Here is a 14,021-nt window from a genome sequence, read left to right on the forward strand (position 1 = left end):
ACATGGTGCGTCAGGCTAAAGCCGTGACACAACGCCAGGTGACGCCACGTGCTACAACGGGGGGAACCCCCGCAACGCACTGGCTCCCCTACTTAAGATTTACTTTATAAATCAACTCTTATTAACTAGGACTTACGCATTGACAAAAAAACAGATATATGGAGTCAAACTGCACAGGCAGGACTCAAGTTATTTAAAACATATTCACGAATAACTTTTGTGAATAAATTTCTTTGTACTTCATACCAATTAGAAATTCTGTTTTCAGAACGCATCTTTTCCAAACGAACAAATGCTTGAAGTGAGCAAAATATATGTGTTTTTATTGCATGGCTATCTCTAACCATGAATCGACATATGCCACATAACTGTTTGACTGCTCTGTGGAAAGTTTCAATTCCCCAATGCGTGTCATGAACTTTAATAAATTCATTTCTAGTTATATGTTGTAAATCTTCCTTGCTTTGGCTCTGATAGCAAGAACAGGGTGTAATGTTCCAAATTACATTGTGCTGTCGAGGGTTTGCTGATTTCTCTGATTGTCCGATACCTTAAAAGTAGACCACACCTTTTCTTTATGCATTATTTTACCATTGCGTCAATGCGTAAGTCCTATACATAACTCCTTATTTCTGTCAAATTTTCTTTTAAGAAAGATGTTTATAATGCATAGAGCGGGGGTTGGGGGGGGGGTTGATCGCGAAATTTATCTAATACGCTGGATTCCAGTATCCGGGTATCGTATTTCTACTGGAATTGCTGGTGGAATAAGAATATAATCACGTTCTCTACCTTGACCATGACTCCGGTAAGTACCACCATTTCCAACAACATTTAGAGTAGAACTTTGACATGCATTAACACGAAATCTACCATTACTTCCATTACCATACAGAAAACTTAGATTATAAATACACTGATTAGGATTTAATTTTATAGATATGGATTCACCAGGCATAAGCATTTTCGCTAAATCATCAAAAGCATATTCCCATTTATCAGAATTTTCTGATTTAATATGTGCAGAAACTATTATTTGTTTATTTTTATTTATGATTGTTAATTTCCGTGAATTATTTGCTTTTGCTACACTATTATTGATAAATGCTGATGCTACTATTAAAGTAATTAATAATAATTTATTTTTTTTCATAACAAATCTCCAGAATATAAAAGGTTAGAGTTTTATACTGTTTATATTTCTCGAACAAATATCTCTAAATCGCACATCTTATGAATTAGTAAAATTTTACAGTATATATAGACATTGAGAAATTAAAAAATATTAATAATATAAATATAGAACTTACGCATTGACAAAAACAATCAAGTATGGAATTAGGTTTTCAATGCCTTTCAATCTGATTTTTCCACAAAGCGCGATCGCTCGCTACCTGTCCTTAGTTTTGTCATCAACAGCCTGAAACGACCGAATTCCGTTAGTACAGATGATAGTCGATTTGTATAGTGCGTAAGTTCTATTAACAATCTTTTCCTCAGCTTCTTGTTGTAATGTTTTTTCTAAATAAGCACGTGCCTGGGAATACTGCTGCAAAATTTCATCTGCTTGTTTATCTGCCATTAGTAATAACTGGGTTTTGAGAGTTTGGTTGATGGTTTGACGAAATTTATAAACCCTGCTTGTATCCCGAAACTGGTTGCTAATCAAATCATCCAGACGTTGGTGTAGCTGAGTGTTGTACCAAGTTTCATCAATGCGATTGAAGACGTAGAAAACGCGATCGCGTATTCCCCCATTTTCCCGCATCATCTCTAAAAGTTCCGTTAAACTTCTTGCAGAAGTCAGCCAAAGGGGAAGGGATAACAATTGAGAAACCCTTCTCCATTTCCCTTTAACCTTTTCCCCTACAGAAGGTTGTTGACCTACAGGCTACAGTACAATATGACGGTTGTACTCTGTGGCGGACTGTGATTGAGCGTTATACCTTGCCCGAGATGGGCAATTTGTGGACGGAAGCATATAAATTCAAAACCTGGTTGCAAGTAGAAATCGCTGTTTGTGAGGCGCAGGCGGAATTAGGTTACATTCCAGCCGAGGCGGTTGAGGAAATTAAGGCAAAGGCGAATTTTGACCCCCAAAGGGTATTGGAAATTGAGGCTGAAGTCCGTCACGATGTCATTGCTTTTTTGACAAATGTCAATGAATATGTAGGCGATGCTGGACGCTACATTCACTTGGGTTTAACCAGTTCTGATGTGTTGGATACAGCTTTAGCATTGCAACTCGTTGCTAGTCTAGATTTATTGTTGCAACATCTGCAAGCATTAATTGATGCGATTCGTCAAAAGGCCAAAGAACATCGTTACACAGTGATGATCGGACGTTCTCATGGTATTCACGCCGAACCCATCACCTTTGGTTTTAAACTAGCGGGATGGTTGGCAGAGGTATTGCGCCATCAAGAACGCCTGCAAATTCTGCGGCGAACTATTGCTGTTGGTAAGATTTCCGGTGCAGTGGGAACCTATGCCAATATTGAACCGCGTGTGGAAGCGATCGCTTGCCAAAAACTCGGACTCCAACCAGATGCTGCATCGACACAGGTAATATCACGCGATCGCCATGCCGATTTCGTGCAACAATTAGCTTTAGTTGCAGCCTCCATAGAACGCTTTGCCGTTGAAATTCGTAACCTGCAAAAAACCGATGTTTTGGAAGTAGAAGAATTCTTTGCTAAGGGGCAAAAAGGCTCCTCGGCAATGCCCCACAAGCGCAACCCCATCCGTTCTGAAAGACTCACAGGCATGGCCAGAATTATTAGAGGTCATGCCGTAGCAGCTTTGGAAAATGTTGCCCTCTGGCATGAGCGGGACATCTCTCACAGTTCTGTAGAACGAGTGATTTTGCCTGATGCTTGCATTTTGACGCATTTTATGCTGTTGGAGACAACCGACCTAGTGCAGAACCTGCTGGTTTATCCAGAGAACATGGCGCGGAACATGAACGTCTATGGCGGCGTTGTGTTTAGTCAAAGAGTTCTACTCGCGTTGGTAGAAAAGGGAATTACCCGCGAGGAAGCATATAAAATTGTGCAAGAAAACGCACACACAGCTTGGAATCAGCCAGAAGGCAATTTTCGTGACTTGATTAGCAAAGACCCGCGCGTCACCGAAAAATTGTCACCAGCCGAAATCGAAGCATGTTTTGATCCGCAAAACCATCTGCGGCATTTAGAACAGGTTTACCAAAGGCTAGGAATCTAATACCATTTCACGGGAACTCGGGGCCCCCACGACCGTAGGGAGTGGGGATTAGGGAGGACAGCGCAGTGGGCGGGTTCCCCGACTTGGGGCGACTGTCCGTCGGCAATGGGGATTGGGGATTAGGCATAGGTGGAAATTATGAATGCTGAAAATTTCATAATTCATAATTCATAATTCATAATTTTTATACCCTAGTCCCCAGTCCCTAGCGTGTCCTCCTTGTCTCCCCGCCAAAGGTATCAGACTGATAGTGAAACGGTATAAAATCACTGTGGATTTTTCAGCTATTGAATGCTGCTAATCGTTTAATCTACTACTAAATATATTTCACGTTTGAAACGTTAAAAAATATATGGGAAAATGCAAGCGTATTGGCATTCTTACTAGTGGAGGAGATTGCTCTGGTTTGAATGCGGTTATAAGAGCTGTTGTCCATTGTGCTTGTGTCCAAGGTTGGGAAGTACTGGGAATTCGTCAAGCAACTCTGGGATTAATGGCGCGTCCACCGCAAGTCACCAAACTGGAAATCGACTTAGTTGATCCGCTACTAACTTCTGGTGGAACAATGTTAGGAACCACCAACACAGGCGATCCTTTTGCTTTTCCTATGCCTGATGGCAGTGTATGCGATCGCTCCGAAGAAATTATTGCTGGCTACCATCAACTAGATTTAGATGCTTTGATTGGGATTGGTGGCGATGGTAGCTTGGCTATTTTGCGTCGCTTGGCACAACAAGGCGGTATTAATTTAGTGGGTATTCCCAAAACTATTGATAATGATATTGGCATTACCGAACATGCCATCGGTTTTGATACCGCAGTTAATATTGCCACAGAAGCACTCGATAGGTTACATTTTACCGCCGCTTCTCACAGTCGAGTCATGATTTTAGAAGTGATGGGTCGTGATGCCGGACACATTGCCATTGCTGCGGGAATTGCTGGGGGAGCAGATGTGATTTTAATTCCAGAAATTCCTTACACGATTGACCACATTTGCTCCCAAATTAAACAGCGCCAAGACAAAGGCAAGAACTATTGTTTAATTATTGTTTCTGAGGCAGTTCGTACTCAAGACGGTGAAACTCTCACAATGACAAATCGTTTGGGTCAATCTCGATATGGTGGTATTGGTCAATACTTAGCCGACCAAATTAGCGATCGCACTGGTACGGAAACGCGAGTTACAGTGTTAGGACACATCCAACGGGGTGGAACTGCTTCACCACTAGATCGACTCGTAGCTGCTGCCTTTGGTGTAGCAGCGGTAAATCTCATCGCCGAAGCTAAATATGACTACATGGTGACATGGCAAAATCGCCAAGTTATCAGTGTGCCAATTGCTGAGGCGATCGCTCAGTATAGAGCTGTTAACCCAGAGGATACTTTAGTCAAAACTGCGCGTGGTTTGGGTATTTATTTGGGAGATTGACATTTGTAAAGTTGTTGCACTGCAACATCCCTACTGTTGACAGATAGCTGTTAAATTTTTAGTCTGCACTAACTCCAGTATAATCTGTTCTATTTCTAATCTTTCGATTAAAAGGGCGATCGGGATACTGCCTGAATCAAAACAGCAAGAAACGATCAACAAAATGATTGGAGAAAATTTATTGAATTTTGAAATAGTCACAACTGGAAGTGTGTGGCAAAGTAAATGCAATATCCATGAAATATTTGCAGCATCTATTGTGACTAAATTTCCTTCTACAACAGTTATTGTACCAAGATATGAACCTGCTTATGGTGCGAGTTTGTTGGCTTTGAAGAGGTTAGCAGGGGAATGGTAATTTTGAGGCGATCGCACCTTACACAATCGGCTCGACTAAATTTGTCAAAATTGGAATAACATAACTGAGTGGTCAATCCCTTGGCTAGGAAACATCTATCATATGACAAAAGTCACAGCGCAAGAAATAGCACGCTTTCGCTCTCAATTGGCAGAAGATTCAGCAGTGATGGAAGCACTGGATCTGATTGAGGATTGTGAAGGCGATTTGGAAGATGCAGCAATGACATTAGCTATTCGAGCCGGACAAGAACCAGAAAGAGCAAATTCAGAGTGGTTAGACGCATTGGCAAGAAAGTGGCGTGCTGTGATTTGCGAACAAGGATTTCGCGATGACTTGCTCAATGGCTCAGTCAAGGGAATGATGGAACAGTTGAAAACAATGCCGAGTTTTCCGCAAATTTTGGCAACACCAGTTTTAATGTATGTCCTCAAGCAAGGCGTAAGCTCTTTTTGTGAGCCGTTAGATGAGGTGTTGGAGTGAGGATCGTTTTTGGTTGTTGGTTGTTGGTTGTTTGTTCCAATCAGCCACCAACTACTAACTACTAACTACTAACCACTAACTAATAACCACTGATACCCTGTTAATTAGGACAAAACTTTAATGTCAGACAACAGTTGTTACATTCAATGAATTACCTTGTTGCTGTATTAGCAGACCGCATCCAAGCAGAATCAGCTTACTTAGCCTTAGAGCAAGAAAGCATAAAAGGTACAATTTTGGGAAAAGGCTACAAAACGGCTGATGAGTTTGGTTTGATTGACCCTAAGGAAGTAGCCATAAAACAGGCAAGATTCATGGCATTCTGGCTAATACCCTTTGGATTTTTTGCAGGAGCAACTTTCAGTCTCATCACTGGGTTGAATACCTTTGCTTGGGCAGGTGAAGTTGGTAATCATATTGTTGGAGGATTACTAGGGGCTGCCAGTGGTGCTTTGGGTAGTGTATTTGTCGGTGGTGGAGTCGGCTTAATTTCTGGTAGTGGTGATGCTTTACCCTACCGCAACCGCTTGAGTGAAGGTAAATACCTAATAGTAGTGCAAGGCTCTGAAAGTGTTACCCGTGAAGCAACTCGGATCTTACGTCAGTTTGAGCCAGAAAATATTCAAGGTTACAAAGAATAGTTGTTAGTTATTCGTTATTGGTTGTTTGTTGTTTGTTAACCATCAACTACCAACCACCAACTACCAACTACCAACCACCAACAAAATTATTTAATAATGCTACCAAGAGAAGAACTTTTAAAAGGTGTTGAAAATCGAGATACTGTTGCTCGTGTAATCGATCAAGCTGAACAAGCTATTAAAACTTGGGAAGTGGTTTTGACGGATTTTCTTTCTCCCCCAGAGTTAGCGGAAATCCAACAGGTATTTAGTCGATTAACCGAGGTGCAATTACTGGTATGGGGAGGATATCCGCAAGCAGAACGCCAGAGAATAGCGATCGCTCGTTCCGAACTTCCCTTAGATATATCTCAAGTCGCTGTCGCCGCGTTGGATATTGCTGGTAATTTTCTGTTTGATACTGCTACTCACCGCGATTTTTTAGGGGCAATGTTGGGAACTGGCATTATCCGCGAAAAGACGGGGGATATTATTGTACTGGGAGAACGCGGAGCGCAGGCAATTGTCGTACCGGAATTGGTGGAATTTTTAGAGATAAACCTCAAGCAGGTGCGTTCAGTTCCCGTCAAAACTCAGCGCATTGATTTAAGCGAGTTAAAGGTAAGAGAACCAAAGAAAAAAGAATTAACTACCGTCGAAGCTTCCTTGCGACTGGATGCGATCGCCTCTGCTGGCTTTGGCATGTCCCGCAGTAAAATGGTGGAACTGATTGATGGTGGTGATGTACGCGTCAATTGGAAGGAAGTAACCCAAGCTAGTTCTCAAATTAAAACAGGCGATTTAATCGCCATTCGTGGTAAAGGACGTTTAGAAGTTGGGGATATTGCTGTCACTAAAAAAGACAGATATCGCGTTCAACTGACTCGTTATATGTAGAGTTAGTAGTTAGTAGGTATTAGTTGGTTGTTGACCACTAACCACTAACCACTAACTAATGACAAATGACTAATGACTAATGACTCTTAAAGCTGATATTGAACGTGGTGCCGAGAAAGTCAAAGAAGCACAAAAGCATCTGGACAACCTATGAGCCTCGTTTTAAATGCCCCAGTGTTTTCGGATAGCGCGACCGATAAGTTGAGTCGGTAAAACCATTCCAGCGAATCTATTGAAATCTTTTGTTCTATTATCGACATTTGAATTTAATGAATTTAAAGTTGACCCAAAGGTGCTAATTTAAAAAATTTCTTTTTTATTGAGAATCGTTATACAATCGTGAATTGACTCTCAGCCGGTAATAGGTAATGGGCAATCGGTAATGGGAAGAAAACCACTAATTACCAATTACCACTACATCTGTAGTAGATGTTTCAAACATAATTTTTGTCGTCGCTTCAATTCACATCAGGCATTAATTGTCTATCGTTAAGAAATAATCATCTCACGAATCGCGTAAGCTGTGGCGGGTGCAAGTAAGACGCCATTGCGATAGTGTCCTGTAGCCAGCAGGACATTACTAAAACCTGATAATTTCTCAATGATTGGGGCGGGACGTCCTTCGGGGCGGGGACGTAACCCAGACCAAGTGCGGATAGTAGTTGCGTTTGCTAAATCTGGGCAAAAGGCGATCGCTTGTTGTTTGACAGACTCTAACTGTTCTTTGTTGGGCAATATCTCATGACTGCCATTTGTGGAAAACTCAACCGTTGCACCTACCCAGTAATCACCGCCACCCACAGGAACAATATGGACATCATTACCAGTAATTACTGGCTGAAAATCAGGATTACCCAAAGAATGTCCTAATCTCAGATGCAAAGCTTGCCCCAGTACAGGGCGAATATCAATCATCTGATGTAATTGTGCTGATAGTGGCGACGAACCAAGTCCAGCAGCGACTACAAACCAATCAGCAGCTATTTTCCCCTCCGTTGTCTCCATTTGCTGACAAAACTTTTCACCCCCCTCCCTGCTTGCGGTGAGAGGGGGTGGGGTCATCCCTAAAACATTGACACCAAATTTAAAAGTAACGCCATTATGTTGGGCAGCCTCAACGAAAGCTAATGTTAGTGCTGTGGGATCGAGTTGGCGGTCTTGTGGAGAGTAGATAGCGCCAATGATTTGCGTTTCATCTACCTGGGGACAGATTTTTTTTAGTTTGACAGCGTCCCAAATTTCTAACTGGTAGCCTTGAGAGTGGCGAATTTCTGAAAGCTTTTCCCATTCTGAGATCCCCCCAACCCCCCTTTCCAAGGGGGGATCTGCATTCCCCGTCAACAGCATGAGAATTCCTTGGCGGTTGAAAGGAATTTTGCGATTCGTGAGTTCTTCTAGTTCTGGAATTAAGGATTCATAGCGTTGGATGCTAGTTTGACGCATCTGCCAAGCTTTGCCCTTGATTTTATGGCTGATGATGCTCATTAAAACGCCCAACGCGGCTCCTGTGGAAGCTTGGGCAGGTGGTTGTTTGTCTAGGACTGTAATTTTTAGCCCTTTGGCTAGGCTGAGTTCATAAGCGATCGCAGCCCCAACCACACCACAACCGATGATGACTACATTCATAACTTCTAAGAAGGGATTGGGGATTGGGGACTGGGGACTAGGGACTAGGGATAAAAATAGATTTTTCTCCAATACCCGATCCCCGATCCCCGATCCTCCATCTCCCATCTTAAGCACTAACTAGCTTCTGCTGAAGTGCGACTTTCTGGAAGCAACCCCAGGAAAGTGTCAATATCTGCAAATGCAGCTTTAGCGTTATTCAGGGCTTTGAGAGAATTGACAGAGTCAATGGCTTGATCGATTTGAACCAGGTGGTTAAACATTTCTCGCGCCACTTGACGTGCTTTTTGTTGGTCTTGAGGCAGGAGGTTGGGAATGACATAATTCATGTGCAACCTTGCTTCCGCCATTGGGCCGTGGATAAAATTACCAACATTTACCCAATCATTTTTTTGGATCAACTCTGTGAGTTCTTGTGAGCGATCGCGCACAGCCTGGATTTCAGGCAAATATCCCTGAATTTTCTCAAGCTGTGTTGGGGTGTAAGTTGGAGGTGCTGTGGCGACAGTAGGGCCACCACAACTAATAAGGAATGTTGCCAAAAGAACAAGAATTAATGACAAGATAGAGCGTTGACGCGCCATAAACCAAGCTTAGTATTGCCGATTAACAGTGTAATTTTAGATCGGAGTGCGTAACTTCTTGTTCTAATTGGCAAGGGATTTTGCTGAAATTCCTGGTTAATCTTCCTGGTATTTCACAAAAAAAGCGCAGGCTAACTATATTTTGGGGATTTTTAAGTATAATTACTTAATAGAATCAATTTACGCTTTTACACAAAATCCACTCTTACAATGGTTGTCAGAAAAGTCTAAATTTAAAGTTGCGAATTAAAAAAGATATTGATTGGCTAAAACACCAATACCAAGAGCCTTCTGGCAGTTTTTACATTGTCGCATCGTCCACTTAGCAAACGCAGCTTGGGGGAGTGTTTTCGTGAACGCAGCAGAGATGGCAACAAACCTAGAATTCGCCAAAAAGATTGCTACAGTTGTTAACCTGTTTAAATTTGAGTTTCCTGATGCCAGATCGGATCTCAAACCGTGGAAAAATGACCCAGAAACCAGAGAGTTAGTCGATCCTGATTCTATAGATATTGGCTTTCATTTCCCTGGGGTAAGCAAATCTTGGCGCAGCCGCAGTATCCTAATTCAAATTCGTTTTTATCAAGATCCTGTCAATGGCCTACGTCGTGCAATTGGCGTGGAAATAGCAGGATTCAGCCACCTCGGCGAACAGTGGCGGCTTTCTACGGTGGAAAATTGGAATTTTGTTGGTACTACTCAGCCTTCAGAAGAAGTGAGGAAAAAGCTAAAGGAGTTTTGCAGGCAAATTTTGGAGTTGTTTAATAAACCTAGTGATTGATGCTAGATAATTAATACCTGCGTGTTTTCCAAAATTAAAAATACATTATTAGCTATTTTCTAAGTAATATTTACATCTTCTACCCAGAGAAGATGATTAGCAAAAGAGCTTGTTGTCAGTGCGTTGTAAAATTTGCGGTCGGCTGTGACAAGCTGGCATTGTTCCGTAAAAGCAAGAGCTAGATAAAAACAATCATCCACAGTCTGTGCTAGGCTGTTAGCCATATCAACAGCAGCTTCTAACAACAGTTTTGAAGGGTAAGTTTGCAACATCACTGACTGAAAGTCATGTATAATTTTGCGGCTCGTTTCTGTAGTAATTTCCCCTAGCTGAACCTTTTTCCACAGGATATTGCCAAACTCAGGTAGCAGTAAGTCTGGGGCTATTAATTCATAACTCCCGTCCAAAAGACGAGCCGCTTTTTCGCTGTTAATCTCCGGTACAAACCATTTGACAGCGACACTGGCATCAACAACGTAGCGATTCACCGTTTTCTGTCCTCTCGTAGGAGTTCAGCACTATCGGTATGGCTACCACCAACTAATTGCAGCCGCATTTGGAAAGCAGCCTCTCTCGCTTTTGCCATGTTGACTTGCTGACTTGAAGTTGCCGTGCTTTGTGCTGCTATCTCCAAGATGTGTCTGATTTGGGCTTGCAAAGAGCGACCGTGCTGTTGGGCGAGAATTTCTAGCTTTTCCAGGATAATGGGGTCTAGTTCTTCAACTAAGACTTGAGCCATAGTTGACTTTTTATACTTATTACATTAAATAGCTTTTTGAGATTATACCTTGCTGTGGCGATCGCGCTTTGTAGGTATGTGAGAGAATTGCGATCTATAAATTCTTGCTGACAACAGGAGAAATCAAAAGTGCATCTGCATCGTTACAATAATCTCCATCGCATTCAGCAACTCGACCCCCTGCAAGACCTTTGCCAGATTTATCATCTTACAGTTGGATACGAATTTCCCTGGGATATGGTGCGATCGCGCTTATGTAGCACTGATGAAAACTTATTGTGTTCCCAGCATCTCGAAATTACTGGATAAAACAGGAGAGTTTCGCGATCGTCCGCAAAAGCGTTACGACGATACCTCTATCATTGTTGTGGAGATGAGCAAGTGGGGTTACGATAGCGAACGAGGTCGTCTGGCAATTGAGCGGATGAATGCCATCCACAGACGTTTCAAAATTGCCAATGAAGATTTTCTTTACGTACTTTCGACTTTTATTTACGATATCTTCAATGAATGGTATACGTTGGCTAAAAAGAAAAAATTAGTCCTTGCTAGTCAGAATACTAAATACGGTATCATTGTTTACACGAATGAGGAACAGTGGATACCTTTCCAAGAAATATTGGTCAAGCATCCATTGTCAACGTTGTAGAAAGTATTTACAACTTTAAATGCTTATAGAGTAAACGTTGTGTACGTTATGGTACAGATAAAAGTACCGTTACAGTGGGAGCCTCCTTGCGGAAATAGGTGAAAATGCGATCGCTCAGTTCGTTTAGACTGATACCACCTGACTAGCTGGTGCAACTCCAGCCATATCCAAAATTTGCGGAATCAAATCTTCGCGCTTGACTGCCATCATATGGACACCTTGACACAATTGCCGCGCGATCTGCACTTGTTCGGCGGCAATTTTCATCCCTTCTTCAAGGGGATTTTTTGCTTGCGCTAATCTATCAATAATGTGTTGGGGTATATTTACACCCGGAACGCACCTATTAATAAATTGGGCATTTTTCGCCGATTTCAACAAGAAAATTCCCGCCAAAATTGGCTTATCACAGCCTGCGGCAATTTTATCCATAAACTTTTCTAGCATTTCAAAATCAGTAATTAATTGACTTTGAAAAAATTGCGCTCCTGCTTCTAATTTGCGTTCAAATCGTTTTTGCAAACCTGACCAACTCGAACATTGGGGATCTACTGCTGCACCGGGAAATAAATCTAATGCCCCATCAGTCAAAGGTTGCTCATTGCAGTCAACACCTTGATTCAGCTTTTCTATGACTTGCAGCAGGCGCACAGACTCTAAGTCAAATACACCTTTACAGTCAGGATGATCGCCTGCTTTCACGGGGTCGCCGGTCAAAGCTAAGATATTGCGGATACCGATCGCATGAGCGCCCATCAAGTCGGCTTGTAAACCAATGCGGTTGCGATCGCGACAAGCAATCTGACAAATCGGTTCAATTCCGTTTTGCAGTAAAATTGCCGACGCTACCACCGGACACATCCGCAACACTGCCCGACTACCATCTGTAATATTGACAGCATGAACCCTCCCCTTAAGGGTCGCCGCCATTTTGAGCATGTGGTCGGGATTACCGCCTTTGGGTGGTGCTACCTCGGCAGTAATCAGAAATTCACCAGCTTTTGCTGCTGTCCGAAAAGAAGTTAAAGAAGTTGGATTTCTAGTATCCAGCATAACTATGACGATTTCTGTCTTTGGGTACAGCTATAACACATGTCACCCCACCCAGAAAAGCTCATAGCGGCATAGAGTAGCCCATCGCGGCTTTAACTTGTGCCAGAGTTTGGTTGGCGATCGCTTCTGCTTTCTGCCTTCCTTCCCGCAACACAGATTCTAAATAGCCTTTGTCTGCCATGATTGCCTGATATTTATCTTGGATAGGTTTGAGGGCGTTAATCGTCGTTTCTGTCAGTAAAGGCTTAAATTGCCCCCAACCCATATCCTGACACTCAGCTGCGACTTCTTCCTTGGTTTTGCCAGAAAGTAGCATGTACAGAGTTAACAAATTATTACTCTCCGGACGTTCTGGATTATCAAACTCCAAACCACGAGTTGGATCGGTTTTGCATTTCTTAATTTTTTTGGTAATTTCATCTGGTGGATCGAGCAAATTGATCCGACTCAGTTCAGATGGATCGGACTTAGACATTTTTTTAGTCCCGTCTGTCAAACTCATTACCCTTGCTCCCTCCTTGCGAATCAAAGGATCGGGCAATTTCAATACTGGCTGGTTTGGTTTAGCAAATTGATGATTAAACCTGTTGACAATATCCCGCGTCAGTTCCAAGTGTTGCTTTTGGTCTTCACCTACAGGAACTTTATCAGCTTGATACAGCAAAATATCAGATGCCATTAATACTGGGTAGTCCAACAAGCCGACACCAACGTTTTCTCCCTGCTTAACAGCTTTTTCCTTAAACTGAATCATGTCTGTTAGCCAGTTGAGGGGTGTGATGCAGTTGAGTAACCAAGTCAGTTCAGCGTGGGCAGAAACGTGAGATTGTACAAAAATAGTCGAATAGTTTAAATCAAGACCACAGGCGAGATATAAAGCAGCTAGGGTGTAGGTATTAGCTGCCAGCGTCGCTGGGTCGTGAGGCAAAGTAATGGCGTGTAAATCAGCTATAAAGAGAAAATTATCGTACTGGCTTTGCCCTTCTACCCAGTTACGAATTGCACCAAGATAGTTACCTAAATGTAAATTACCTGTTGGTTGAACTCCAGAAAGAACACGTTGCCTGTCAGACATAAGGTAGGATAAATACTTTTAACTTTTTTTCAAGATACTCAAAAATAATGACCGAAAAAGTGGGTACAAGCCTCGCCGTAGAACGGCGACTTTATGGTATTATACTGTTTGATACCCAGCAACTCAGTATCAAACGTGTTTATCTACGAGTTCAAAGTCAATCCAAAACCACAACAGGTAGTTGCGCTGACATTGAGAGAGAATTCAATTTGGGCTGGGATCAACAACTGCGAAGTCAGATAGAAAAAGAATACAACAACAAACCCGTACTTATTGTCAAGGGTGTATATCCATCAGCATTGCCTGAAAACGCTAAATAGCTGTTTTTCACTGGGAAGACGCACCTTTGTTGAACTACTTGCCCCTCCTATTTTTTAATCGGCGTTGCTGAATTTGGTTATGAATTATGTTTGTATACGTTTCTGTAGAGACGTAGCAATGCTACGTCTCTACACATCCGTAATATCAAATCCGTTTGATTAGTTATCGTATCTGCCCT

17 protein-coding genes and 2 pseudogenes are annotated in these 14,021 nt (G+C 42.3%); 10 read left to right on the forward strand and 9 right to left on the reverse strand.

The genetic code is table 11. The features are described 5' to 3' along the window. Window positions 1–164: 164 nt before the first annotated feature. The 3 genes and pseudogenes from HXY43_RS05715 to HXY43_RS05725 all read right to left on the reverse strand — a co-directional run. Window positions 165–452, reverse strand: a pseudogene (locus tag HXY43_RS05715) (IS701 family transposase); the annotation flags it as partial. A 254-nt stretch (window positions 453–706) separates the two neighbouring features. Further along, a complete protein-coding gene (locus tag HXY43_RS05720; protein ID WP_290881028.1) occupies window positions 707–1,153 on the reverse strand; it encodes a hypothetical protein in 447 nt (148 codons plus the stop codon). A 237-nt stretch (window positions 1,154–1,390) separates the two neighbouring features. Further along, a complete protein-coding gene (locus HXY43_RS05725) occupies window positions 1,391–1,828 on the reverse strand; it encodes a hypothetical protein (RefSeq protein WP_290881063.1) in 438 nt (145 codons plus the stop codon). A 101-nt stretch (window positions 1,829–1,929) separates the two neighbouring features. Here HXY43_RS05725 and purB point away from each other — a divergent pair, with 101 nt between their 5' ends. The 6 genes and pseudogenes from purB to HXY43_RS05755 all read left to right on the forward strand — a co-directional run bounded on the left by purB (window position 1,930) and on the right by HXY43_RS05755 (window position 7,015). Then, window positions 1,930–3,225: an adenylosuccinate lyase gene (gene purB, locus HXY43_RS05730; protein WP_026734221.1), complete on the forward strand. Its 1,296-nt coding sequence runs from the start codon at window positions 1,930–1,932 to the stop codon at window positions 3,223–3,225. 352 nt (window positions 3,226–3,577) lie between these two features. Continuing rightward, window positions 3,578–4,657: an ATP-dependent 6-phosphofructokinase gene (locus tag HXY43_RS05735; protein ID WP_290881033.1), complete on the forward strand. Its 1,080-nt coding sequence runs from the start codon at window positions 3,578–3,580 to the stop codon at window positions 4,655–4,657. Between the two features lie 190 nt (window positions 4,658–4,847). Further along, window positions 4,848–5,015: pseudogene (locus HXY43_RS05740) on the forward strand (ATPase); the annotation flags it as partial. 102 nt (window positions 5,016–5,117) lie between these two features. Beyond that, window positions 5,118–5,498 carry a hypothetical protein gene (locus tag HXY43_RS05745; RefSeq protein ID WP_290881036.1) on the forward strand — a complete coding sequence of 127 codons (381 nt, stop codon included), beginning with the start codon at window positions 5,118–5,120 and terminating at the stop codon, window positions 5,496–5,498. A gap of 146 nt (window positions 5,499–5,644) precedes the next feature. Beyond that, a complete protein-coding gene (locus HXY43_RS05750) occupies window positions 5,645–6,139 on the forward strand; it encodes a hypothetical protein (RefSeq protein ID WP_290881039.1) in 495 nt (164 codons plus the stop codon). A 96-nt stretch (window positions 6,140–6,235) separates the two neighbouring features. Then, window positions 6,236–7,015: a photosystem II S4 domain protein gene (locus HXY43_RS05755; protein WP_290881041.1), complete on the forward strand. Its 780-nt coding sequence runs from the start codon at window positions 6,236–6,238 to the stop codon at window positions 7,013–7,015. Between the two features lie 489 nt (window positions 7,016–7,504). On the opposite strand, the gene HXY43_RS05760 is transcribed toward HXY43_RS05755, so the two are convergent. Both HXY43_RS05760 and psbQ read right to left on the reverse strand, forming a co-directional pair. Continuing rightward, window positions 7,505–8,641 carry an FAD-binding oxidoreductase gene (locus HXY43_RS05760; protein WP_290881043.1) on the reverse strand — a complete coding sequence of 379 codons (1,137 nt, stop codon included), beginning with the start codon at window positions 8,639–8,641 and terminating at the stop codon, window positions 7,505–7,507. A 116-nt stretch (window positions 8,642–8,757) separates the two neighbouring features. Continuing rightward, window positions 8,758–9,225, reverse strand: a complete 468-nt coding sequence (psbQ, locus tag HXY43_RS05765; RefSeq protein ID WP_026734054.1) for a photosystem II protein PsbQ — start codon at window positions 9,223–9,225, stop codon at window positions 8,758–8,760. 352 nt (window positions 9,226–9,577) lie between these two features. On the opposite strand from psbQ, the gene HXY43_RS05770 reads away from it, so the two are divergent. After that, a complete protein-coding gene (locus tag HXY43_RS05770) occupies window positions 9,578–10,006 on the forward strand; it encodes a hypothetical protein (protein ID WP_290881047.1) in 429 nt (142 codons plus the stop codon). A 59-nt stretch (window positions 10,007–10,065) separates the two neighbouring features. Here HXY43_RS05770 and HXY43_RS05775 read toward each other — a convergent pair whose 3' ends face one another. Both HXY43_RS05775 and HXY43_RS05780 read right to left on the reverse strand, forming a co-directional pair. Further along, entirely contained in the window at window positions 10,066–10,494 is a 429-nt protein-coding gene (locus tag HXY43_RS05775) for a type II toxin-antitoxin system VapC family toxin (RefSeq protein ID WP_026734052.1), read from the reverse strand. Beyond that, window positions 10,491–10,745 carry a hypothetical protein gene (locus HXY43_RS05780; protein ID WP_026734051.1) on the reverse strand — a complete coding sequence of 85 codons (255 nt, stop codon included), beginning with the start codon at window positions 10,743–10,745 and terminating at the stop codon, window positions 10,491–10,493. Before HXY43_RS05780 ends, HXY43_RS05775 begins: the two co-directional genes overlap by 4 nt. A gap of 129 nt (window positions 10,746–10,874) precedes the next feature. Between HXY43_RS05780 and HXY43_RS05785 the strand changes: the two genes are divergently transcribed. Both HXY43_RS05785 and HXY43_RS05790 read left to right on the forward strand, forming a co-directional pair. Further along, the gene (locus tag HXY43_RS05785) at window positions 10,875–11,054 is read left to right on the forward strand and encodes a hypothetical protein (protein ID WP_290881051.1); all 180 of its coding nucleotides are present in this window, start codon (window positions 10,875–10,877) and stop codon (window positions 11,052–11,054) included. Beyond that, the gene (locus HXY43_RS05790) at window positions 11,011–11,394 is read left to right on the forward strand and encodes a hypothetical protein (RefSeq protein WP_290881054.1); all 384 of its coding nucleotides are present in this window, start codon (window positions 11,011–11,013) and stop codon (window positions 11,392–11,394) included. The genes HXY43_RS05785 and HXY43_RS05790 overlap by 44 nt, the downstream gene beginning before the upstream one ends. A gap of 123 nt (window positions 11,395–11,517) precedes the next feature. Here HXY43_RS05790 and HXY43_RS05795 read toward each other — a convergent pair whose 3' ends face one another. Both HXY43_RS05795 and trpS read right to left on the reverse strand, forming a co-directional pair. Further along, entirely contained in the window at window positions 11,518–12,447 is a 930-nt protein-coding gene (locus HXY43_RS05795) for a methylenetetrahydrofolate reductase (RefSeq protein WP_290881056.1), read from the reverse strand. 61 nt (window positions 12,448–12,508) lie between these two features. Then, window positions 12,509–13,522, reverse strand: a complete 1,014-nt coding sequence (gene trpS, locus HXY43_RS05800) for a tryptophan--tRNA ligase (protein ID WP_290881057.1) — start codon at window positions 13,520–13,522, stop codon at window positions 12,509–12,511. Between the two features lie 47 nt (window positions 13,523–13,569). Between trpS and HXY43_RS05805 the strand changes: the two genes are divergently transcribed. Then, complete coding sequence (locus HXY43_RS05805; protein WP_290881060.1) at window positions 13,570–13,842, forward strand: hypothetical protein; 273 nt, start codon at window positions 13,570–13,572, stop codon at window positions 13,840–13,842. Window positions 13,843–14,021 lie beyond the last annotated feature (179 nt).

This window comes from Fischerella sp. (genome assembly GCF_013388695.1).
Lineage (GTDB): Bacteria > Cyanobacteriota > Cyanobacteriia > Cyanobacteriales > Nostocaceae > PCC9605.

Excerpts from the sequence above, each read along its gene's own strand:
- HXY43_RS05720 (WP_290881028.1), bottom strand. The coding sequence starts at position 1,153 with ATGAAAAAAAATAAATTATTATTAATTACTTTAATAGTAGCATCAGCA.
- HXY43_RS05735 (WP_290881033.1), top strand. The coding sequence starts at position 3,578 with ATGGGAAAATGCAAGCGTATTGGCATTCTTACTAGTGGAGGAGATTGC.
- HXY43_RS05745 (WP_290881036.1), top strand. The coding sequence starts at position 5,118 with ATGACAAAAGTCACAGCGCAAGAAATAGCACGCTTTCGCTCTCAATTG.
- HXY43_RS05750 (WP_290881039.1), top strand. The coding sequence starts at position 5,645 with ATGAATTACCTTGTTGCTGTATTAGCAGACCGCATCCAAGCAGAATCA.
- HXY43_RS05755 (WP_290881041.1), top strand. The coding sequence starts at position 6,236 with ATGCTACCAAGAGAAGAACTTTTAAAAGGTGTTGAAAATCGAGATACT.
- HXY43_RS05760 (WP_290881043.1), bottom strand. The coding sequence starts at position 8,641 with ATGAATGTAGTCATCATCGGTTGTGGTGTGGTTGGGGCTGCGATCGCT.
- psbQ (WP_026734054.1), bottom strand. The coding sequence starts at position 9,225 with ATGGCGCGTCAACGCTCTATCTTGTCATTAATTCTTGTTCTTTTGGCA.
- HXY43_RS05780 (WP_026734051.1), bottom strand. The coding sequence starts at position 10,745 with ATGGCTCAAGTCTTAGTTGAAGAACTAGACCCCATTATCCTGGAAAAG.
- HXY43_RS05790 (WP_290881054.1), top strand. The coding sequence starts at position 11,011 with ATGAAAACTTATTGTGTTCCCAGCATCTCGAAATTACTGGATAAAACA.
- HXY43_RS05795 (WP_290881056.1), bottom strand. The coding sequence starts at position 12,447 with ATGCTGGATACTAGAAATCCAACTTCTTTAACTTCTTTTCGGACAGCA.
- trpS (WP_290881057.1), bottom strand. The coding sequence starts at position 13,522 with ATGTCTGACAGGCAACGTGTTCTTTCTGGAGTTCAACCAACAGGTAAT.
- HXY43_RS05805 (WP_290881060.1), top strand. The coding sequence starts at position 13,570 with ATGACCGAAAAAGTGGGTACAAGCCTCGCCGTAGAACGGCGACTTTAT.